We start from the raw sequence: 23,098 nt of genomic DNA on the forward strand, positions 1-23,098 counted from the left end.
AATGCAGGTTGTTGACTCACTCTATATAAATGTGTCTGTTCTTGCTAGTTATATAGATAAGTGGTAGAACAGATTAAACTGTGTTTAAGTACTAATTATGACAATAAAATATATAAGTGGTGAAAGGTGAGTAAAAAATCAAAAGATCCTTTTTATAAACGGGAAAGTGAAAAGTATGCCGACCCAATACCCAGTCGAGAATTCATTATGGAAGTTCTTGATGAGTATGGCAGACCTATGTCAAGAAATCAGTTATTTGATAAATTGCATTTGGATGAAGAAAGCAAGCAGGAGTCCCTGGGTTTTCGATTGAAAGCCATGTTGCGCGATGGACAAATAATGCAAGACAGAAGAGGACGATTTTGTCTGCTGCAAAAAATCAATCTGCGCCGTGGAACTGTGCAAGGACATCCTGATGGGTTTGGTTTTTTCGTCCCTGATGAGGGTGGCGAAGACATGGTACTTTCTGCTAAAGAAATGCGGGCAGTTATGCATGGGGATGTGGTTCTGGCCTACCAGGCTGGAGTCGATCGACGAGGACGACCCGAAGGTAAAATTCATGAAGTGCTGGAACACGCCAATGCTACTGTAGTCGGCCGATTTTTTACGGATCACGGAGTGAGTTTCGTTCTACCTGACAGCAAACGTTTGACCCAGGACATTTCCATACCCCCTGAATTTGCCGACGGTGCTAAAAACGGTCAAATGGTATTGGTCGAATTAATTGCCTATCCTAATAAACGAGCACAGGCTATTGGAAAGGTCATCCATGTTTTAGGTGAGCACATGGCCCCGGGCATGGAGATTCAGGTCGCAATTCATGCCCATGGTATTCCATTTGAATGGCCGGATGACGTTCTGGCGGAAGTCGCAAAAATTCCACAACAGGTTACCGAAGACCAACTTAAGAATCGAACTGATTTGAGAGCATTGCCGTTTGTCACTATTGATGGCGAAGATGCTAAAGATTTTGATGATGCAGTATATTGCTATAAAAAGCCCAAAGGCGGCTTTCAACTCTACGTAGCTATTGCTGATGTAAGCAATTATGTAGCGCAAGACTCTGCATTGGATAAAGAAGCATCCAGGCGTGGTAATTCTGTGTATTTTCCCGGCAAGGTTGTGCCCATGCTGCCGGAAGCACTATCCAATGGACTGTGTTCATTGAATCCGCGTGTCGATAGATTGTGTATGGTTGCCGAGATGTCGATTAGTATGGATGGCAAAATCGCACGTTCTCGTTTTTATCGAGCGGTTATTCATTCTCAGGCTCGATTAACCTATACCCAGGTTGGATTATGGCTTGAAGAGCAGAAAGCCGATGAAAAACACCAACATTTATGGCCTGTTCTGGGCTCTCTCTACGAATTGTATCAGGTTTTATTAACGACTCGAAAATTGCGCGGTGCGATGGATTTTGAGACGACTGAAACCCGCATAGAATTTGACGAAAATAAGAAAATAAAATGCATCGTTCCCGTCATTCGTAATGATGCCCATAAATTAATAGAAGAGTGCATGTTGGCGGCTAATGTTGCAACAGCCAAGTTTTTGGAAAAAGCAGAAATTCCTACCTTGTATCGCGTCCATGCGGCTCCCGAAGAAGATAAAATAACCGCTTTACGCCAGTTTTTAGGTGAGATGGGATTGCAACTCACAGGCGGTAGAAAACCAACACCTAAAGATTTTCAAAAAACCATGATTGCGATTGGCGACAGGCCTGAAAAGCATTTAATCGAAACGGTGATGCTACGCTCCTTAAAGCAAGCCCAATATGTTGAAGCGAATGAGGGGCATTTTGGTTTGGCTTATTCCGCATATACTCATTTTACTTCACCAATCAGGCGATTTCCTGATTTGTTGATTCATCGAGCAATTGGCCATTTGTTGGATAATCGCCCTGTTTATGAGTTTAGCTATACTCATGAGGATATGAATCGTTTAGGCAAACATTCTTCCATGACCGAACGTCGTGCTGATGAAGCAACGCGAGAAGTCGTGACCTGGCTGAAGTGTGAGTACATGCAAGATAAATTGGGACAGGTATTCAAAGGACGAATCTCCGCGGTCACCAGTTTTGGTATTTTTGTTGAGCTTGATGAAATATATGTCGAGGGGCTGGTGCATGTCACCTCGTTAAAAAATGATTATTATACCTTTGATTCAGTAAAACATCGTTTAATTGGCGCCCGCAGCGGTCAAGTCTATCGCCTGGGCGATAAAATGACGGTTTTGGTTGCACGTGTTGATTTAGACGAGCGTAAAATTGATTTTGAGCCTGCAGAGGATGAAGTTAGCAATGAGTGAGCAGTTTGTATATGGGGTTCATGCGGTTAATGCTTTATTGGCTAACCCCCATAGAGTGATAAACACTCTGTTTGTTAGTCAAGACAGAATTGATAAGAGAGTGCAAGATGTATTGGATAAAGCAGAACAGGCAAAGGTACGCATTGAAAAATTAAGCGCTCAGAAAATGAATCAGCGTTTTGCCGAGTTTACTCATCAAGGGGTTGTCGCTTCAGCCCGTCCATTACCGGAGTATGGTGAATCCGATTTAATTCCTTTATTGGAGGCCAGTAAAAAACCAGGCCTTGTATTAATATTGGATGGTGTTACCGATCCCCATAATTTGGGGGCCTGTTTGCGCTCCGCAGATGCAACTGGCGTGGATTTTGTGGTGATCCCTAAAGATAAAAGTGCCAGCATTACTCCCGTAGTCAGCAAGGTAGCTTGTGGTGCCGCGGAGTCCGTTCCTTTAGTACGGGTTACAAATCTGGCTAGAGCTATGGACATTCTCAAAGAGCAAGGTGTTTGGATCTACGGTGCAGCGGGTGAAGCAGATGAATCATTATATCAAATTGACTGCACTGGTACTGTAGCGATTGCTCTCGGTGCGGAGGGTGAAGGATTAAGACGTTTGACTCGTGAACACTGTGACGGTCTGTTTTCACTACCGATGGCAGGTACGGTGGACAGCTTGAATGTATCGGTGGCTACTGGTGTTTCATTATATGAAGTAATCAGGCAAAGACAAAAAGGCAGTAAGCAATGAGTGAATTGAAAATCAGAGCAGCAAAAGCAGCCATGGCTTTTATTGAAGACGACATGGTCGTTGGCGTGGGTACTGGATCTACTGTAAATTTTTTTATAAAAGAATTAGCGTCTGTAAAACATCGAATTGATGCCTGTGTTGCAAGTTCCAAAGCAACTGAATCCTTATTGCGAGCTGCAGGTATTCCGGTCATTGATCTTAATGCGGTACATGAATTACCTGTTTATATTGATGGTGCGGATGAAGTGAATGAGCACGGAGAAATGATTAAAGGCGGTGGCGGTGCTCTTACTCGTGAGAAAATTGTTGCCAATGTAGCCCAAAAATTCGTGTGTATTGTGGATGATTCTAAAGTGGTTACTCAACTCGGCAGGTTCCCTGTTGCAGTTGAAGTGATTCCCATGGCACGTAGTTTTGTCGCCAGACAATTAGTGAAATTAGGCGGGGATCCCGAGTACAGAGAAGGATTTGTAACGGATAATGGCAATATCATCCTTGATGTGTTTAATTTAACCATTACTCAGCCCATGGCACTGGAAGACAGCATTAACCAGATACCTGGAGTAGTTGAAAATGGATTGTTTGCTCATCGTTTGGCAGATAAGGTGCTGGTAGCTTCAGTAGACGACGTTAAGAGCTTGAAATAAGCAGGAATACAGCAGGGATTGTAGAGCAATTATCAAAAGCCCCTGGTTAAAAGACTCATTTTATAGGTTTTAAAAAAAATGGATGCACACAAGGTTTTTGTCAATAGAATTATCAACATGAAAAAAATCAAGTTAATTGGTCTGGATATGGATCACACCTTGATTCGATATAATTCAGAGGCATTTGAAGCCCTGGTGTATCAGTTGATTAAAGAGCGATTGGTTGAATTAAAACAATATCCTGAAGCCATCAAAAATTTGCAATTTAATTATCATGATGCCATACGCGGTTTGGTTATCGACAGTAAAAACGGTAACATTTTAAAGTTAAGTCGCTATGGTGCAATTAGACAAAGCTATCATGGAACGAAATTAATCAGCTTTAATGAGCAGCAAAAATTTTACCGAAGTACTTACGTTGATTTAAGTGATCCCAATTACATGGCGATTGATACCTCATTTTCGATTGCTTTTTGTGTGTTATACGGTCAGTTGGTCGATTTAAAAGAAGCGTTTCCAGAAGAAATGCCTAATTACCAGACTATAGCGTTGGATGTGCAATATTGTGTTGATAAAGTGCATTCGGATGGCAGTTTAAAAAATCTTATTATTCAGGATTTAGACACATACGTTATCAAAGAAAAAGCGGTCGTAGAGGGTTTAAAACATTTTATTCGCCATGGAAAAAAAATATTTATTTTGACCAACTCGGAATACACTTATACTAAATTGCTCCTGGATTATGCCATTACTCCATTTTTGAATAAGGGCGAAACCTGGCGCGACTTGTTTGAATACGTCATTACTTTAGCAAATAAACCCCGGTTTTTTTACGACAACCTCAGGTTTTTATCCGTTAATCCTGAAAATGGCACCATGACCAATGTGACTGGGGCTATCATTCCAGGGGTTTATCAAGGAGGCAATGCTAAAAAATTCACGGAGCAACTTAACGTTAGCGGTGATGAGATTCTTTATATAGGTGATCACATCTATGGCGATATTTTAAGATTGAAAAAAGATTGCAACTGGCGAACCGCCTTGGTTGTTGACGAATTAGGTCAAGAGATTGCGGCTCAGTTAAAAGCATTACCGACTGAAAGAAAAATAGTCGAATCCATGAATGTTAAAAAAAATCTGGAACAACACTACGTCAATCTGTGTACTCGAAGCATTGATGAGGCATCCAGAGAATACGACAGTCAAATTCATAATTTGCAGGTGGAAATTTCAGCCATAGATTTACAAATTAGCAAATTAATACAAGAGCAAGCCAAATTTTATAATCCCAAGTGGGAGAGAGTATTCCGGGCTGGAGCAGAAGAAAGTTATTTTGCTTATCAGGTGGATAGATTTGCCTGTATTTACATGGAAAAGCTCTCCGATTTTCTGGAACATTCACCAATCACTTATTTCAGGGCGCACAGACGATTATTGGCTCATGATGTCGAGATTTAATTTTAATCCTTAAGTTTTTGTTAAGGTTTACCCCTTATACTCACTTTGTGAATCTTAGGGAGTTGAGATGCGAGTATTAATTGTCGAGGACAGTGCGTTTAATGCATTTTGTTTACGTCGTTTGTTGGAGTCAGTGGTAGCACAGGTTTCTGTGACGATTGTGAATAACAGTCAGGCCGCTTTATCACTGATTAATAGCCACTATCCGGATATGGTGGTTATTGATGGAGATTTAGGCGTAACCTCTGATGACCAATACTGTAATGGACCTGAGCTTGCCGACACCCTGATTTCAAAAAATCCAAAACTTCCCGTGATTGCCTGGACCGATTCCGAATTTATGCGAGAAGCGTTCTGCAAGGTATTTAAGCGTCACAATCATTCATTCAATGAATACAACAGCTGGAGCAAAGTCATCAGCATCGACAGGATTTGCAAAACCTGGGCTTATTATTTCGATGAGTTCATGGGAGGGCAAGCCGAGGCTTTTTCCAGTCAATCCTGCGTGGTTTCGTGCTGAGCCTGATTATTCAAGATGTGTTCTTTTGCAGCCAACCTTCTATATAAATAATGGTTTCTTCAATAGTACTTATTGCCTGATGATACAGTTGCTTAAACAATTTACGCTCGCCTGATTTCCAATAGCGTTCAAGATATTGACAAGCAAATTTCATTCGAGTAGTGCCAATATAGACGGCACCGCCCTTGATTTTGTGAGCACAACGCTCTACTTCCGGGTAGTTGTTATGTTCAAAGGCGTCTTTCATTTTCTTATAATCAGAAGGTAGCTCTGAATTAATCAACAACTCCAGCAAATCCTTAAGTGCATCAAGTCCACCACTATTTTTAATACCCTCTTCTTCGTCAAACAGGGCAAATTGTTCAATTTGGAACATCTCATTATCATGATCCGGCAAATCATACTTTGTTGTTTTTATATTGATAATTTCAGGCGAACTTATGCTTGTTGTTTTATGATCGGGTTGCAGGTTATATTTTTTGATTAAATCTGTAACCTGCTCGGGTCTAATTGGTTTATTGAGTACCAGATTCATGCCTGCTTGCAATGCTTCCTGTCTCGTTTCCTGTTCAGAATGAGCTGTTAATCCAATTATAGGAATAGGCTGTTTTTCAAGAGTTTTTTCCATAAATCTGAAATGACGTGCTAGATGAATACCGGAGATGTCTGGTAATCCAATATCTGAAAGAACCAATTGAAATTCTTCTTTGCTAAACAGCTCAATAGCTTTGGCGCCATTGGGTGCAGATTGAAAGCCAATACCCATACTATTGAGTATATTTTCAGCTGTTTTTAAAGCAATGGCGTTATCTTCAATCAGCAGTACCTGTAGTGCTGATGCAGATTCATAGAAGGTTGTATCTTCAGATATCGAAAGCGTGGGAGAGTTTGAGGTGGCAGACTTCTGCTGAATCACTTTAACCGGAATCGATATTTTAAAAATTGCTCCTTCATTTGGTTTCGATTCAACTGTTATTTTTCCCTTCAATAACTGTATGTATTTTTTTACAATGTACAAACCGACACCGTGTCCTGAATATATTCCTTGATAGGAGGATGTGCCCCGATAAAATTTCTTGAACATATTTTTCTGGTCTTTTTCGGTTATTCCAGCACCGCTGTCTTTGATGAACAAATCAACCCATTGCATGGTCTTATTTTTGTTTCCCAGTTTTGCCCCAATTTCAATATAACCTTGCTCGGTAAATTTGACAGCATTGCTAAGCAAATTCAAAAGGATGCGATGAATTTTAACGGCATCGGTTTCAATTAATTCTGGTAAGTCATCAGCTAGGGTTACTAGAAGGCCAAGATTTTTTAACTTGATAGAGGGTAGTTCGAGTTCAACAATATTGTGAATCAGATTTTGGATACACACTAGCGACTTATCAACCTTATTTTCTGACTGGCTTCCCGAGGCAATGACATCCAGCACGCTGTTTAGCAGGGTTAAAAGTCGTTCACCGCTGATGTTGACCATGTGCGCAAGTTCTTTTTCCTCAAGAGTTTGAGCTTCCTTTTCCAGAATCGAGGACATTCCTATGATTCCACTCAGGGGCGTACGAATATCGTGGCTCATGTTACGAATGAACTCATCCTTGGCGCGATTGGCAGCTTCTGCGGTATCTCGAGCAATTTTTAATTTTGCAGTGGATTTATATTCATCAGTAACATCAATAGCTACACCGGTTACTCCATAACAAACACCCTCATCATCAATCAATGGAAAGCCACTGTCTTTTATCCAACGAACCTCTCCATTTGGCTTTACAATTCGATAATTTGCGGAGTATCTGGCTTTTTCCCCATGCAGCTTGATTTCTTCAGCCATACTGTCAAGAGGATTATGACTTGTTGCATCGTCAGGGTGAAAATAGGAAAGCCATTTTTGAGGTGATTTATATAACTCTGCACGAGAGCGACCCCATATTTTTTCATAAGATGGACTAACATATTGAATTTTAGAAAAATCAGGATTACTAATCCAATATACCTGTTCACTGTGTTCTGAAAATTTGGCAAGAAATTCACCCATTTCATCTAGAGTAAAATGAAATTTATGTGTTTTCCTGCGCATTAGACGTCCATAACCGCGATCATGTATAATTAAAATATTAGCAGAAAAATCATATTTTGATCACATAGGAAGGTTTGACATGTTGACACCAGACGGACAGCCCGCTGACAAAATGGATAAAATCATGTTGTTATCAACCTGGACTAGGGTTTTAAAAGGGAAATCAAGACAGGAAATTAAATTAAAAATTGCTGAATCATATATTTCAGCTGGCATGGGGAAACCTACTTATCCTGTTGATCTGAATATGGTTGCCTTCCATTTAGCCTACTGGCAAAAAATTGAGGAAATGGCCAAATTAGCCATGCAAAATCTTGATGTGGTAATGGACGGTGCTGCTATTGATTATGGTGACCCACAGGGGGATAGCGATGCGAGAATAATAATGGCAGAAGCGATGACATCCTGGTATGGGGTAGAAATCAAATCGGAACATGTACTTTTTACCGCCGGTGGGGTTGGAGCTATTCGAACTGTATTTGAGACACTTAATGAACTGTATAGGGACATCCCTGGATACCGAGTAATCACTCCTTTTCCTCATTACACTCTATATTCAGATAATCCCTGGCACAGACTTCACCCGGTAGAGGTGATGAAAGAAGCTGGATATCATCTGACAGCAGAAGCACTTGAAGCAAGTATCGAGTCTGCGATAGAACTTGCAAAGATTGATGATGGGTATCCGAAAGCGGTGCTTATCTGTAATCCATCCAACCCGCTGGGTACCATTATTCATGAAGAGGAACTGCTTAAAATAGCAGAAGTGCTTCGCAAATATTCTGACTTGCACATTATTCTTGATGAAGCCTATGCAGAGATGTGTTACAGAGACATGCCTTTTTTCCTTAAACTGGCTCCTGATTTGAAAGACCGGATGATTGTGATGCGATCTGCGACTAAGGGGTTGTCCGCTGCTGGAGAACGTATGGCTATGCTGATGTCATTTGATCCCGAAATGACCAGTAAATTGTTAGCCAAAAACATTAGTCTGATGGGGCACTCTCCCCGATCTTCCCAGATTGTATATGCTCGTACTATGTCCGCTTTTAATCAGGAAGAAAGAGTAAAGCGAATTGAATTTTATAAAAGAAAAGTTGACTATGTTGCCGAGCGCTTGAAATCGATGGGAGCTGCTATGCCTGATCCTGATTATCAAGTAGAGGGGTCTTTCTATGTATTGACTGACTTAAGTGATTTGTTTGGCCTTGATTTGCCCGAAGACTCAAAACGCGCTCTGGGAAAAGGGGGGCGGGTTAGTACTGACGAAGAACTTGCTTATTATCTTTTGTTTAAAGACAGAATTATGATAGCACCTCTCTCCTATTTCGGGATGAGGGATGACGTGGGCTATATGCGCATTACTTGCAGCTCGAGAGAGAGTGAGTTAAAGGAAATGATGGACAGGTTGGAAAATCGTCTTTTGGAGGCCCGTTTGATTCGTCAACAAGTTCTTATTGAAAAAATTAAAAACTGCTTACAGGGCATCGAGTCAAGTAATCCGTCTTTGCATCAGGAACTCTCGGAAAAAATTAATGTGCTGTCTCTCAAGGAAACGAATTGCTTGATTGTCAAGGAAGACAATCAAATACTTGCCAAAATGCTATCGACGATACATGTTACCCCCCAAAAAACTTCTAATGAAGGAGGTTCACCATCGGTAACAACCTTACAATCATTTTTTCGAGGACATTTGGATCAGCCCAAAGCAGATACAATAAAACAGGAACTCGCAAGTGAGTGGGTACAATTTGTTGATACCCTGTTTACGGAACCGTGTTTTATGAAATCCATGCTGTTAAAAGCATCTGATGCGGATAGACTTAAATTTGTACCTTGGGTAGAACATTTGAAAAGTCTCGAAAATGCTCATTATAACAGTGCCAATCTTTGATAAAAGATTTTTGTATTGTTCAGATCCTGGAGTTTTTTACTGAGTAACCTGATGCGTTGCAGGTTCTTAAGCAAATAGTTATGCAGGAAGATCTTATCCAACTTAGCAGTGATTTATCTTCTTTAAATAAAACTGAAACAAATGGAGCCTCCCCACGGCTGTCCCATTAAAAATATGACGTCTTTCCGAGCGTAGCGAGGAATCTCCTGCAAGGTTGCACGACCCCATTAAAATGGGGCCATTAAAATCATATCAAGAGTTGAGTCTCCCCAGCCAGCCTTTTTCTGCAGGCGCCTAATGTTCATATCCTTAAATTTCTTTTTGGTATTTTGTAACCTGTTCAAAAAATAATAGTTCCGTTAAAGGATACAATTTCTTTCTATCAATTCTTGGATCTTCGAGCGTGTTGAAATGATATAAAAACCCAGGTACATCTTCTGATGACATCATTAAATTCCTTGTAAAAACAGAGAGTTTAAAAGGTAATGATAATTAATGCATTAATTCAGATTGTGCCAATTTGCAGGAGATTCCTCGCTACGCTCGGAAAGACGTCACATTTTTAATCGGACAGCAGTGGGAGCCTCCCCCTTTCCAATTGTCAAATGGCTTATATCAACCTATAATGCTCAAATTTTTACCTACAAAAAGGTTAATTAAGTCAGTATGATATCTTTAAAAAACCCGCTGCAACACGCCGCCCACCCCATAGCTCGTCGTATTCCCTGGACGATATGGAAACATGAATTTGATTATCAAGCGGATGCTCGGGAACTTGGTTCCATGGATTTGGATTTCGACACCTTTTTGCAGCGTGTGAATCGTTGGTACCAACCTTATAAAACCTTGTTGTGCATGCTCTTGGGGCACCAGGAGGCTTCTCCTGCAGAATTGCTACCCACGCTTTTGAATATTGATAAGAAGCATTTGTATGTTTTATTCAAGGCGCTGCTGGTTACGGGACGAACAGACCTTTTTGAGCGTTATATCACGCACCCTGATGTCAAAATCGCTCCCAAAACCCTGCAACGCTTTTGGACTCGTGGATGCATTATTTCTGCAAAATATGGCAATCTGTCTTTCATGCAATTTTTGGCACAGCGCGTAACACCCGAACAGTGGCAGAGGATGATTGCAGCCAATGATTTCGCTGTGTATATTGAAGCCGCAGCAAATGGCCAAATGGCTTTTTTTCACTATCTTGAAAATTACCCCTATCCTGTTAACCGATGTGTGGCTGTACTGGTTCAGAATTCTCGGGCATTCAGAGAGGCGTTATCAAACGGTCATACTGAGATAGTAATACACCTGGATTCCCTGATGTCTCCGGCATTCAGGAACATAGTGCTTACAGCGGATGGCTTTGGCGCTCTGTTAAAGGCCGCGGCAAACGGTCATACCGCTACCCTGGAATATGCTGAACGATGGATGACGGAAGAGCGCATCATGGCCATGGTTCAGACCAACCGATTTGAGGCATACCGAAAGGCGGCTGCCAATGGACATGCGGATACCTTGCGGTACCTGGAACGCCGAATGAGTTCAGAAGACATCAATACCGCGATTCGGGAAAATCACTTTGAGGCCTATCGAGAGGCCGCCGCAAAGGGATGTGTTGACATACTGCAGTATCTTGAGTCGCACATGACGAAAAAACAAGGAATCGCTGCAGTTGTCGCCGGTTATTATCAGGCATACCGCCAAGCTGCTATAAACGGCCATGTCGCTACCATGCAGTACCTGGAGCCACGAATGCCCTATGGACGAAAACATGCCGCATTACGAGCAAATCAATATAAGGTGGTGCGAGCTGCAGTCAAAAGAGGGGATGTTTCGACCCTCGAGCAGTTGCAAACAGGATTAGAAGACAGCATCTGGAAAGAAGCACTGAGTGCCAACGGTTATGAAATCTACGGCATGGCTGCAGAACAGGGTGATATGGTTACCTTGCAGTACTTGGAAGGTTGTATGGGCGCGGCACAAAGAAGCATAGCGATTTCAATGTTTAACCCCGAAGGTTTGGGTTGCACGCCTTATATTCGGGCCATTAGAAACGGTCATATAGAGATGGTGCAGCACCTTGAGTCATTAATGACACCTCAACAAGTACTCGAAGCCTTAAAAAACAGTACTTTTAATCCATATTACCTTGCGATCTCTTGCGGTCACCTTCATATAATCAAACATCTCGAATCCAATATACTCAAGGAAGCAACACGTTTATTCATAAGTGCAGGTTCGTGGTTAGCATACCGCAAGGCGCTGTGTGGCAATAATACTGCCATCGTTGAGCATCTTGAAACCTACATGACTGATGCAGAAATTAAAATGATTTTAAGGGCATCGAAGTACAAATTATATGAAGAAGTGATGCGGTCTGGCTGTCTTTCGAACCTTAAGCACATAGAAAAGCATCTTTTTAAAGCAGAAATTCAGACAGTTCTTCGAAATCAGAATTGCCACAATTATGCTCTTGCCATATCTCACGGTACTATTCAAATATTGAAATACTTTGAGTCTGAAGGCTTTATAACCCGTGAAGAAATTAGACAGGTACTACCGAAATATGATTATGGTGTGTTTCGAAACGTTGTATCAAGAGGTGATATTGAAGTCGCTGAGTACTTAAGTGGTTTTATGAGCCATGAAGAAATAAGGAATGTGTTCCAGCGAGAACAATTTCAGGAATGGGGCACGGCCATATGCCGGGAGCATTTTGAAATCCTGGCATTTCTTGAAGGGTTCATGTCTCTTGACGACATGAAACAGATACTTCAAAACGATAATTATAGAATAGTGATTGATGCTGTCACAAAAGGCAATATCGACTTATTCCAGCATTTGTTTGAAATAATGCCTTCTGGTTTCCTGGAGGCGGCGCTTCAGGCCGATAATTATGCAGCATACAGAAATGCTCTTAAAATGTGGAAGATTGACGTCTTGCCTTACCTTGAGTATTACATGCCCCGAAGGCAAATCTATACAGCGATTTTCGCCGATTATTATCTTACTTATTCTTGCGTAATGGGGGCTCCCGAAAGCGCGTACTATGTGGAACGACAATTAAAGAAGTGGCGACATCCCGAAATTCCTGATCGAATTATCGCCAACATATACGTTGATGCTGCGGCAAATGGGAGAACCTCCATTCTGCGGCACCTGGAACGCTCGATGACACCAGAGTTTTTGAACACTGTACTCCGATGTCTTTGTGGAATTGACGATTTTCAGGTGGTGTTCAAGGACTGCCCGGCTGATAATTTTCGTCTCACTCAATGCGCTCAAAAACATCCTGATACACTGTGGCATCTTCTGAACCACCCGATATTTATGGATTGGGCGCTCTTGCATCAGGCGGAGTGTGGTGATGTATTGTCGGTATTTTTGTACGAGCGTTGTGAATCATGGCATGCTGAAGCAGTAGCCTTTGCCAAAAGTAATCCAGACTCAGTCTTTACGCTGGATGAGGCGAACACCGCTTTTGCCCTGCGTGCGGCGATAGCACTTACTCGACATAACAGTCCTGCATCGCAACAGCTTTTGCGCTTTTTACTGCGTATCCCCAGCGTACGTGCCCAGGCACATACGATGCTTCTCAATGAGGAAAACGCACTCCTGCGCACAGCAATTCGTCACCAAAACCAGGGGGCGATTCAACTGCTCATGGCAATACCGCAGGTGCATGATCTGGCGCAAGCCCATAATTATTATGCCGATGACGTTACCAGTGATGTGGACATCCGAGCCATAGTAGAGGATAGGGAATCGTCCTTACGTGCTTTATCACCGTTAGAGCAACTTCGCTTTTCTCGTCTTAAAGAGCATTATGCGCATACGGCTTTCCTCAGCACAGACCATTTAATGGAAGAGCTGCGTGACTATCTACGCAAACGTTATGAAGCCAAACCGGCTCGCATCACTCTCCATGAAAAGGGCTTAGCCCTGCCCCTGACCTGGGATGCGTTTCAGCGGCTTGGCCTCAGCAAGGAAGCGCGCGCCAGTGCATTGAGGGCTTATTATGCACATGATGTGCATACTGCGCTGCGCTGGATACTGAAACCCAACCCATGGATGGCGGCTAATGCATCTTTTGCTGAGGGAGAACCGCAGGAGGGATTGGGTTATGCACCATTTGAGGGATACAGCAAAGAGATTGTACTTCTTTGGGCTGCGGCAACCGACGAAAAGGCGGAGCCTACCCAGGGACATACTCTTAAAGGGCGGATCAATCATTTTATCGCTATGCTTGCTCTCATCAATCGCGCCCATAACTGGGATAAAATACGCCCTGCAAAACGCCTTGATGGTAGAGAGGTTATGGAGTATTACGATGATCTGGAAGGCGATAAGCCAAGTTGTTTTTCAGGGTGCCCGCGTCGTCTTTTTCAATCGATTATTGGCCATCCTCTGTTGCGTGCACTTGGAACAGAACTTCTTGATGAAGAACTTCATGAGTTCGCACGAGAGCATTTTGCTTCCCGAATCACCCCTGATAACCTGAAGCAACTTGGTGATATAAAGCAGGTGCTGGTCGATATGCACGCATTAAATGAGCAGCAGAGAGAACTTCTTCGTGGACTGAACATTGCTGAGCAGGAATTCAATGCGTTTATAGAGAAACTGTCTGAAAAATATAAAATGGAATGGAAGCCAGGTCATGTGGCGTATCTGAAAGATCGTATTGCGCTTAAAGAAAGTGCCGCCTATCATGTCACTCGACTGTGGTCACTTGTCGATTTTCCACGGCTTCTCGAATCTCAAAAACCACCAGTTACTGCAACGGCATCGACCTCCGGTTTCTTCGCTGCAACCAGTGGAACTGCTTCTTCCTCAGTGCCTGTGAGCGACGACAGAGCGAAGCGCGATCGTCCTGATGAAGATTGCGAAGAACAGGATGCAGACCAGGATCAAGCGCTTAAGCGCTCTCGTCTCTCTTAATAAAAGCCAGCCAGGAATGCCTTTATTCCTGGCTGGCTGGGGTTTTGAGCTTTTTGCATTTTTTCAGCACGCTGTTGGGTGTTCGTGATTCATCATTGTCAAATGGCCTAAATTAACCTATAATGTTCAATTTTTCACCTCAAAGAGGTTAGTTGAGCCAGTATGAACTCTTTAAAAACCCCATCGCAACACGCCGCCCACCCTATAGCTCGTCGTATTCCCTGGACGATATGGAAACATGAATTTGATTATCAAGCGGTTGCTCAGGAACTCGCGTTCATGGATTTGGATTTCGACACCTTTTTGCGGCGTGTGAATTGTTGGTCCAAACCTTATAAAGCTTTGTTGTGCATGTTCTTGGGGCATCAGGAGGCTTCTTCTGAAGAATTGTTATCTGTGCTCTTGAAGGTTAATAGGAACCATTTGCATGATGTGCTCAAGGCGCTGTTGGTTATGGGACGTATCGATCTTCTGGAGCGTTATATCACGCACCCTGATGTCAAAATGGCTCCTAAAGCCCTGCAACGCTTTTGGATTAGTGGATGCGTTACTGCTGCACAATACGGTACTCTATCGTTCATGCAATTGCCGGCACAGCACTTAACACCTGCGCAGTGGTGGAATGCGATTGAAGCCGATGATTTTGCTGTGTACATCCAAGCCGCAGCAAATGGCCAAATGGCTTTTGTGCACTATCTTGAAAATAACCCCAATCCTGTTAACCGATGTGCGGCTGTACTGGCTCAGAATTCTCGGGCATTCAGAGAGGCGTTATCAAACGGGCATACTGAGATAATAATACATCTGGATACCCTGATGTTACCGGAGTACAGGAACGCAGCGCTTGCAGCTGATGACTTTGGCGCTCTGCTAAAGGCCGCGGCAAATGGTCATACCGCTATCCTGGAATATGCTGAACGATGGATGACGGAAGAGCACATCATGGCCATGGTTCAGACCAACCGATTTGAGGCGTACAGAAAGGCGGCTGCCAATGGACATGCGGATACCTTGCGGTACCTGGAACGCCGAATGAGTCCAGAAGACATCAATACTGCGATTCGGGAAAATCAATTTGAGGCCTATCAAGAGGCTGCCGCACAGGGATGTGTTGAGATTCTGCAGTATCTTGAGTCGCACATGACGGAAAAACAACGAACTGCTGCAGTTGTCGCCGGTTACTATCTGGCATACCGCCAAGCTGCTATAAACGGCCATGTCGCTACCATGCAGTACCTGGAGCCACGAATACTCTCCGGACGCAAGCCTGCCGCATTACGAGCAAATCAATATGAGGTGGTGCGAGCTGCGGCCGAAAGAGGCGATGTTCCGACCCTCGAGCAGTTGCAAACAGGATTAGAAGACTTTATCTGGAGAGAAGCACTGAGTGTCAAAGATTACGATATCTATGGCAAGGCTGCAGAACAGGGTGATATGGCGTTCCTGCTGTATCTGGAACGTTGTATGACTGAGGAACAAATAGCTGAAGCACGCTCAATGTCTAACTATGAAGGTGATGGCTGCACGCCGTATATTCAGGCCATCAGAAACGGTCATATGGAGATGGTGCAGCACCTCGAATCCAGGATGACGTCTGAACAAGTATTCGAGGCCTGTCAATACAGTGATTTTAACCCCTATGCCCTGACGGACAATCTCAATATACTCAAACACTTGGAGTCTCGTCTGTCCAAGGAGCAAATCTACAGTATTGTAAGTGCAGACTCCTGGTCAGCATACCAAGAGGTCTTGAGTAGTTCAAATCTCGCTATTACAGAGTACCTCGAAACTTATATGAGTATTGATGAAATTAAGCAGAAGTTAAGGGCGCGAGATTATAACGTTTATCATTATGCGATAGGTTCTGGTTGCCTTTCGAACCTCAGGCACATAGAGCAATATCTGGATAAAGCAGAAATTCAGCAAGTGCTTCGACAAAATAACTACGAAAAGTACAACTATGCCATATATCGTGGCTTTATTGATATTGTGAAGTACTTTGAAGAACACTTTCTATCGCATGAAGAAATTAGGAATAAAATTCAATCCCATGGTTATGCATCGGCCCGAACTGTTTTATTAAGAAATAATGAAATCAGCGAGTACATTAAAAGGTTTATGACCCCTGAAGAAATAAATCAGGTGATCCGGAATACCCGTCTTGAGGAATGGGAATATGCTCTTCGAGGCAATAACCTGGAAATCCAGGATCTCCTTGAGGGCTTCATATCACTTGATGAAATGAAGTGGATGCTTCAAAAGAATAATTATCGTTTATTCAAAGAAATTGCCTCCAATGGTCATACCGAAACTCTTCAGCATATGTTTGCACTAATGCCTTCGGATTTCATGGCGGCGGCACTGCAGTCGAATGATTATGAAGCATACAGAAAGGCTCTTGATAACTGGCGGGTTGATGTCTTGCCTTACCTTGAGTCCTACATGCCTCCTGAACAAATTTGTGCTGCGATTGTGTCTAATAATTATCGATTGTATGTACTGGCAATGCGACATCCCGACGTTGCGCCTTATGTGGAGAGACGATTAAAGCAACTGGGCTCTCCCCAGATTCCTGACCGGGTTATCGCCGATATCTACATTGATGCTGCGGCAGGTGGCAATACATCAATTTTACGACGCCTGGAACGCTCGATGACTCCAGCGTTTTTGAATACTGTACTCCGATGCCTTTGCGGAATTGATGATTTTCAGGTGGTATTCAACACCGAGTCTTTTAGTGAATTTCGCCTCACCCGATGCGCCAAAAAACATCCCGATACACTGTGGCATCTTCTGCACTACCCGACATTCATGGATTGGGCTCTTTTGCACCAGGCGGAGTGTGGTGATGTATTGCCGGTATTTTTGTACGAGCGCTGTGAGGTATGGCGAGCTGAAGCAAGAGCCTTTACCGAGAGTAATCCAGACTCAGTCTTTACGTTGAATGAGGCGAACACCGCTTTTGCTCTGCGTGCGGCAATAGGATTTACTCGACATAACAATCCCTCATCGCAACAGCTTTTGCGCTTTTTACTGCATATCCCCAGTGTACGTGCCCAGGCACATACGGTGCTTCTCAATGAGGAAAATGCACTTCTGCGTACAGCGATTCGTCACCAAAACCAGGGGGCGATTCAGCTGCTCATGGCAATACCGCAGGTGTATGAACTGGCGCAAGCCCACAATTATTATGCCGATGACGTTACCGGTGATGCGGACATCCGAGCCATAGTAGAGGATAGGGAATCGTCCTTACGTGCTTTATCACCGTTAGAGCAACTTCGCTTTTCTCGTCTTAAAGAGCATTATGCGCATACGGCTTTCCTCAGCACAGACCATTTAATGGAAGAGCTGCGTGATTATCTACGCAAACGTTATGAAGCCAAACCGGCTCGCATCACTCTCCATGAAAAGGACTTAGCCCTGCCCCTGACCTGGGATGCGTTTCAGCGGCTTGGCCTCAGCGGGGAAGCGCACGCCAGTGCATTGAGGGCTTATTACGCACATGATGTGCATACTGCGCTGCGCTGGATACTGAAACCCAACCCATGGATGGCGGTTAATGCGTCCTTTGCTGAGGGGAAACCGGAGGCGGGATTGGGTTATGCGCCATTTGAGGGATACAGCAAAGACATTGTACTTCTTTGGGCTGCGGCAACCGACGAAAAGGCGGAGCCTACCCAGGGGCATACTCTTAAAGGGCGGATCAAACATTTTATCGCTATGCTTGCCCTCATCAATCGCGCCCATAACTGGGATAAAATACGTCCTGCAAAACGCCTTGATGGTAGAGAGGTTATGGAGTATTACGATGATCTGGAAGGCGATAAGCCAAGCTGTTATTCAGGCTGCCTGCGTCGTCTTTTTCAATCGATTATTGGCCATCCTTTGTTGCGTGCACTTGGAACAGAACTTCTTGATGAAGAACTTCGTGAGTTCGTACGAGGGCATTTTGCTTCCCGAATCACCCCTGATAACCTGAAACAACTTGGTGATATAAAGCAAGTGCTGGTCGATATGCACGCATTAAATAAGCAGCAGAGCGAAATTCTTCGTGGACTGGACATTTCTGAGCACGAGTTCAATGCGTTTATAGAGAAACTGTTTGAAAAATATAAAATGGAATGGAAGCCAGTCCATGTGGCGTATCTGAAAGATCGTATTGCGCTTAAAGAAAGTGCCGCCTATCATGTCACTCGACTGTGGTCACTTGTCGATTTTCCACGGCTTCTCGAATCTCAAAAAACATCAGCCACCGCAACGGCATCGACCTCCGGTTTCTTCGCTGCAACCAGTGGAACCGCTTCTTCCTCAGTGCCTGTGAGCGACGACAGAGCGAAGCGCGATCGTCCTGATGAAGATTGCGAAGAACAGGATGCAGACCAGGATCAAGCGCTCAAGCGCAATCGCCTCTCTTAATAACCGCCAGTCAGGAATGTCTTTATTCCTGGCTGGCTGTTTTGTCTTGTTGCCAGGGGCATTCCAAAAGACTGGCAGTTACCCATTGGCATGGCTATCCTAACCGGAAAGCCTGGTCATTTCGTCTTTTGCACAACCTGTTAATGAGCATCATCCCAATTTGCGCCTGTTCCAATAGAAACCAGTAAGGGAACAGACAGCTCAACTGTATGTTCCATGAGATCATGGATTTTTTTAGTACATGACTCGACTTCTTCATGACGTACTTCGAAAACCAGTTCATCATGTACCTGCATGATCATGCGGGCTGGAGGATTGATTTGCGAATTTTGCCACTTTGCTACGGCAAGCATGGTTTTTTTTATGATGTCTGCGGCTGTACCTTGCATGGGAGCATTGATTGCCATGCGCTCTGCAGCCTTTTGACGCATCATATTTCGGGCATTAATTTCAGGCAAGTACAGCCTTCTTCCAAATAACGTTTCCACATAACCCAGTTGATGAGCTTGCTTTCGAGTACGTTCCATATAGTCGAGTACACCGGGATATCTTTTAAAATAGGTATCAATGTAATGTTGGGCGTCCTGACGTTCTACGCCCAGTTGTTTGGCCAGACCAAAAGCCGACATACCGTAAATTAAACCAAAATTAACCGCTTTGGATTTTCTTCTTTGTTCCGATGTGACCTGATCGAGAGGGGTTTGAAAAATCTCACTGGCTGTGGCGGCATGTATGTCCCATCCATTGGCAAAAGCCTTCAGTAAATTGGTATCTTGAGACAGGTGCGCCATAATCCTTAATTCAATTTGAGAATAATCAGCAGCAAGAATGACACAGCCGGGAGGGGCAATAAATGCCGTTCGAATTAATCTGCCTTCTTCACTTCGTACTGGTATATTTTGCAAATTGGGTTCGCTTGAGGACAAGCGTCCAGTTGCCGCTACTGCCTGATTGTATGAAGTATGAACTCGATGAGTTTTGGGATTTATTTTTTTGGGCAAGGCATCTATATAGGTCGAAACTAATTTGCTTAAGCTGCGATACTCCAATATGACCGCGGCAAGTCTGAAGTCATAAGCCAGTTCCTGTAAAACAGATTCCGCTGTGGACGGTTGACCAGTCGGTGTTTTTGATAGAACCGGTAATTTCAGTTCATCGAATAAAATCTCCTGTAATTGCTTTGGGGAATTAAGATTGAATGGTCTTCCAGCCAATTGAAGCGCTTCGTTTTCCAACTCTCCAATGCGCGCTTTCAATCGTTTGCCATGATCGTTCAGGGTTCTTGGGTCGATTAATACACCATAACGTTCCATATCAGCAAGCACGGTGAGTAAGGGCATTTCAATAGTCTGAAATACTTCGCGCAATGGTTCATCCATCATAGGATATAATTTATGGTGAAGCTGTAAGGTGATGTCGGCGTCTTCTGCGGCATAGATCCCTGCCTTGGCTACAGGTATCTGGTCAAATCTGAGTTGTTTCGCGCCTTTTCCGGCAATTTCCTCAAAACTGATGGTTTTAACGCCTAAATATTTTAAGGCTAATGTGTCCATGTCATGACGTCCAGCGCTGCTGTTGAGTACATAGGACTCTAACATGGTGTCGTAGGCTATTCCTTTTAAGGTTATGCCATGGTTCTTAAACACTTCATAATCGTACTTTATATTCTGGCCAATTTTTTTTATATCAGGATGTTCCAGTATGGGTTTTAAAGCGGTTAAAACTTCTTCCCGATTCAGTTGAGGACTGCCATCTGTATGTATTAAAGGGATGTACATCCCTTTGCCTTCCTCAATGGCCATTGAGATACCAACAATTTCTGCTTCCATGAAGTCAAGGCTGGTCGTTTCAGTATCAACAGAAAAAATGGAACTTTGCTCCAATTGATTTAACCAGTGGTTTAATTGTTGATTGGTTGTAATGAGTTCATAGGATTGATAGGACGTAGTTGATTCATCCGTTTGAACGTGTTGATTTTCTTCCTGACCTAATAATTCTTTAAGCCAGTTCTTGAATTCCAATTCACGAGTCAGGTTGATTAATTGTTCTTTGTCTGCTGGCTTTGGTTTTAAATCATTCAGGGTTAAAGGAAGATCCAGATCTGTTTTTATGGTGACCAGTTTTTTGGATAAAGCCAGTTGAGGGATGCAGGCGCGTAGATGTTCGCCAATTTTACCGCCAATGTCATCTGCATGTTGAATCAGGTTATCCAGAGTTTTGTATTCATCCAACCATTTGACTGCGGTTTTAGGGCCGCACTTGGTCACTCCGGGCACGTTATCAACCGAATCACCAACTAGCGTCAGGTAATCAATGATTTGCTCCGGTGCTACGCCAAATTTTTCTCGAACCCCTGCTTCATCCATACTGTAATTGCTCATGGTATTGATCAAGGAAACATGCTGGTTGACTAATTGAGCCATATCCTTGTCTCCAGTCGATATGACCACCGGTAAACCAAGTTCTGTTGCCTGACGGGCTAATGTGCCAATAACATCATCTGCTTCAACACCATCGATTATGAGCAAGGGCAGGCCCATAGCCTGCAAAAGCTGGATTAAGGGTTGGAATTGAGAACTGAGTTCTACAGGCATGGGCGGTCTGTGCGCTTTATATTCAGGATACCACTCATCTCGAAATGTTTTCCCTTTTGCATCAAAAACCACAGCCAGTTCTTCAGGTTGGTAGTCCTTTATCAGTTTTTTTATCATGTTGGCAACCCCGTAGACTGCTCCAGTGGGTTGCCCTTTTGAATTGGTTAAGGGGGGGAGGGCATGAAATGCACGAAAAAAATAAGATGATCCATCAACCAGTATTAACGGGGCTTTCATATTTATTCCGCCTCTTGTGTGGCTAAACGCTTATTTAGTGATGCAACCTGTTCGGTCAATGTTTTTATATTTTTGCGCATCAACGGGATACGATTGACCGACAGTTCGTGTTTTATTGCCAAATCTTTAGGACGAGCGGGATTGCCCAAATAGATGGTTCCCTCTTTTAAATGTTTATTGGGTGGGACTCCTGTGCGAGCACCAAGAATAACACCATCGTCAATACGGACATGATCACTGACACCGACATTCGCGGCAAAAATCACGTTATTACCTGTTGTCGTGCTTCCGGCAATCCCGGTAAAGCCACATAAAATATTGTTTTTGCCTAGTTTAACCGAGTGTGCAACTTGAACCAGATTGTCAATTTTAGTTCCCTGGCCAATAACGGTTGCCCCCATTGTGGCTCTGTCGACAGCGGTATTGGCACCAATTTCGACATCGTTTTCAATAATTACCTGACCTAAATGAGGTACTTTAAGATGTTGTCCGTCGACAAAGGTATAGCCAAATCCATCTGAACCAATAACAGTTGATGCGTGAATCGTTACCCCTGACCCTATCTGAGTATTATCGTATACCGTTACATGAGCATGTATGGTGGTGTTATCCCCCATTACGACGTCATGGCCAATGTGTATGTGACTTTTAAGGATGCAGTTGTTCCCTATTGTGCTTCCCGATTCAATCACGACGTAAGGACCGATAGACACGCCTTCACCCAGTTGAACACCTTCACCTATAACCGCAGTTGGATGAATCCCTGCAGTTGCTTTTTTAGGAGGATTAAAATGATTGAGTAATTTAATAAAGGCCTTGAAAGGATGTTGAACCTGTATCAAGGGTTTGTTGGATTTTATTGTTGATTGACCCACTAATATGGCGGCTGCTTCAGATTGTTCTGCCAATTCAATATTGCCTTCACCTTCGGCAAAAACTAATGAACCGGGAGTAATATTATCTATGGGGGATAATGAGGATATTAAAATTGAGTCATCACCTATCACAATTCCTTGAACCAGATTTGCTATATCACACAGTGAGGTATTCATTCATTAACCTTTTTATTCTGCAAAATAGATCGATTATATACCCCTTATTCTCCATTTTCGAGCGAATACGAATATAAATCAGTACGGTTTCATTGTTTTGTCCTATGCAGATGTGGGTTGTTAATTCGCTTTCGCGAGGATGACCTATAAAAAGTGAGGTTCGTTTAGGAACAGGCAGGGGAACATTTATATCGAAATTGTCAACAGCCC

At 43.3% G+C, this 23,098-nt stretch carries 12 protein-coding genes; 8 read left to right on the forward strand and 4 right to left on the reverse strand.

Features of this window, described 5'->3' with window-relative positions:
• Window positions 1-126: 126 nt before the first annotated feature.
• From rnr to ELY21_RS01100, 5 genes are all read left to right on the forward strand, one after another.
• Complete coding sequence (gene rnr, locus ELY21_RS01080; RefSeq protein ID WP_127106065.1) at window positions 127-2,307, forward strand: ribonuclease R; 2,181 nt, start codon at window positions 127-129, stop codon at window positions 2,305-2,307.
• Window positions 2,300-3,052: a 23S rRNA (guanosine(2251)-2'-O)-methyltransferase RlmB gene (rlmB, locus tag ELY21_RS01085; protein WP_199741606.1), complete on the forward strand. Its 753-nt coding sequence runs from the start codon at window positions 2,300-2,302 to the stop codon at window positions 3,050-3,052. The genes rnr and rlmB overlap by 8 nt, the downstream gene beginning before the upstream one ends.
• A complete protein-coding gene (gene rpiA, locus ELY21_RS01090) occupies window positions 3,049-3,699 on the forward strand; it encodes a ribose-5-phosphate isomerase RpiA (protein WP_127106067.1) in 651 nt (216 codons plus the stop codon). The genes rlmB and rpiA overlap by 4 nt, the downstream gene beginning before the upstream one ends.
• 78 nt (window positions 3,700-3,777) lie before the next feature.
• Window positions 3,778-5,157 (forward strand): HAD-IG family 5'-nucleotidase, encoded by a 1,380-nt coding sequence (locus tag ELY21_RS01095; RefSeq protein ID WP_127106069.1) that lies wholly within the window; start codon window positions 3,778-3,780, stop codon window positions 5,155-5,157.
• Window positions 5,158-5,224: 67 nt separating this feature from the next.
• Complete coding sequence (locus ELY21_RS01100) at window positions 5,225-5,677, forward strand: response regulator (RefSeq protein ID WP_127106071.1); 453 nt, start codon at window positions 5,225-5,227, stop codon at window positions 5,675-5,677.
• Window positions 5,678-5,687: 10 nt separating this feature from the next.
• On the opposite strand, the gene ELY21_RS01105 is transcribed toward ELY21_RS01100, so the two are convergent.
• Window positions 5,688-7,754 (reverse strand): PAS domain-containing hybrid sensor histidine kinase/response regulator, encoded by a 2,067-nt coding sequence (locus ELY21_RS01105; RefSeq protein ID WP_127106073.1) that lies wholly within the window; start codon window positions 7,752-7,754, stop codon window positions 5,688-5,690.
• Window positions 7,755-7,878: 124 nt separating this feature from the next.
• Between ELY21_RS01105 and ELY21_RS01110 the strand changes: the two genes are divergently transcribed.
• The gene (locus ELY21_RS01110) at window positions 7,879-9,648 is read left to right on the forward strand and encodes a pyridoxal phosphate-dependent aminotransferase (RefSeq protein ID WP_233588625.1); all 1,770 of its coding nucleotides are present in this window, start codon (window positions 7,879-7,881) and stop codon (window positions 9,646-9,648) included.
• A 309-nt stretch (window positions 9,649-9,957) separates the two neighbouring features.
• On the opposite strand, the gene ELY21_RS15510 is transcribed toward ELY21_RS01110, so the two are convergent.
• Window positions 9,958-10,098, reverse strand: a complete 141-nt coding sequence (locus ELY21_RS15510; RefSeq protein ID WP_148111679.1) for a transposase family protein — start codon at window positions 10,096-10,098, stop codon at window positions 9,958-9,960.
• Between the two features lie 216 nt (window positions 10,099-10,314).
• On the opposite strand from ELY21_RS15510, the gene ELY21_RS01115 reads away from it, so the two are divergent.
• Together ELY21_RS01115 and ELY21_RS01120 are read left to right on the forward strand one after the other, a co-directional pair.
• The gene (locus tag ELY21_RS01115; RefSeq protein ID WP_127106077.1) at window positions 10,315-14,586 is read left to right on the forward strand and encodes an ankyrin repeat domain-containing protein; all 4,272 of its coding nucleotides are present in this window, start codon (window positions 10,315-10,317) and stop codon (window positions 14,584-14,586) included.
• A 162-nt stretch (window positions 14,587-14,748) separates the two neighbouring features.
• On the forward strand, window positions 14,749-19,005 hold the full coding sequence (locus ELY21_RS01120) for a sel1 repeat family protein (protein ID WP_127106079.1): 4,257 nt from the start codon (window positions 14,749-14,751) through the stop codon (window positions 19,003-19,005).
• A 140-nt stretch (window positions 19,006-19,145) separates the two neighbouring features.
• Here the strand turns inward: ELY21_RS01120 and polA are convergent, their stop codons facing one another.
• On the reverse strand, window positions 19,146-21,836 hold the full coding sequence (gene polA / locus ELY21_RS01125; RefSeq protein WP_127106081.1) for a DNA polymerase I: 2,691 nt from the start codon (window positions 21,834-21,836) through the stop codon (window positions 19,146-19,148).
• Window positions 21,837-21,838: 2 nt separating this feature from the next.
• Entirely contained in the window at window positions 21,839-22,888 is a 1,050-nt protein-coding gene (gene lpxD, locus ELY21_RS01130; protein WP_127106083.1) for a UDP-3-O-(3-hydroxymyristoyl)glucosamine N-acyltransferase, read from the reverse strand.
• Window positions 22,889-23,098: the final 210 nt, after the last annotated feature.

It is taken from the genome of Legionella sp. km535 (genome assembly GCF_003990085.1).
GTDB classification, from domain to species: Bacteria; Pseudomonadota; Gammaproteobacteria; order Legionellales; family Legionellaceae; genus Legionella; species Legionella moravica.

Excerpts from the sequence above, each read along its gene's own strand:
- rlmB (WP_199741606.1), top strand. The coding sequence starts at position 2,300 with ATGAGTGAGCAGTTTGTATATGGGGTTCATGCGGTTAATGCTTTATTG.
- rpiA (WP_127106067.1), top strand. The coding sequence starts at position 3,049 with ATGAGTGAATTGAAAATCAGAGCAGCAAAAGCAGCCATGGCTTTTATT.
- ELY21_RS01095 (WP_127106069.1), top strand. The coding sequence starts at position 3,778 with ATGGATGCACACAAGGTTTTTGTCAATAGAATTATCAACATGAAAAAA.
- ELY21_RS01100 (WP_127106071.1), top strand. The coding sequence starts at position 5,225 with ATGCGAGTATTAATTGTCGAGGACAGTGCGTTTAATGCATTTTGTTTA.
- ELY21_RS01105 (WP_127106073.1), bottom strand. The coding sequence starts at position 7,754 with ATGCGCAGGAAAACACATAAATTTCATTTTACTCTAGATGAAATGGGT.
- ELY21_RS01110 (WP_233588625.1), top strand. The coding sequence starts at position 7,879 with ATGTTGTTATCAACCTGGACTAGGGTTTTAAAAGGGAAATCAAGACAG.
- ELY21_RS15510 (WP_148111679.1), bottom strand. The coding sequence starts at position 10,098 with ATGATGTCATCAGAAGATGTACCTGGGTTTTTATATCATTTCAACACG.
- ELY21_RS01115 (WP_127106077.1), top strand. The coding sequence starts at position 10,315 with ATGATATCTTTAAAAAACCCGCTGCAACACGCCGCCCACCCCATAGCT.
- ELY21_RS01120 (WP_127106079.1), top strand. The coding sequence starts at position 14,749 with ATGAACTCTTTAAAAACCCCATCGCAACACGCCGCCCACCCTATAGCT.
- polA (WP_127106081.1), bottom strand. The coding sequence starts at position 21,836 with ATGAAAGCCCCGTTAATACTGGTTGATGGATCATCTTATTTTTTTCGT.
- lpxD (WP_127106083.1), bottom strand. The coding sequence starts at position 22,888 with ATGAATACCTCACTGTGTGATATAGCAAATCTGGTTCAAGGAATTGTG.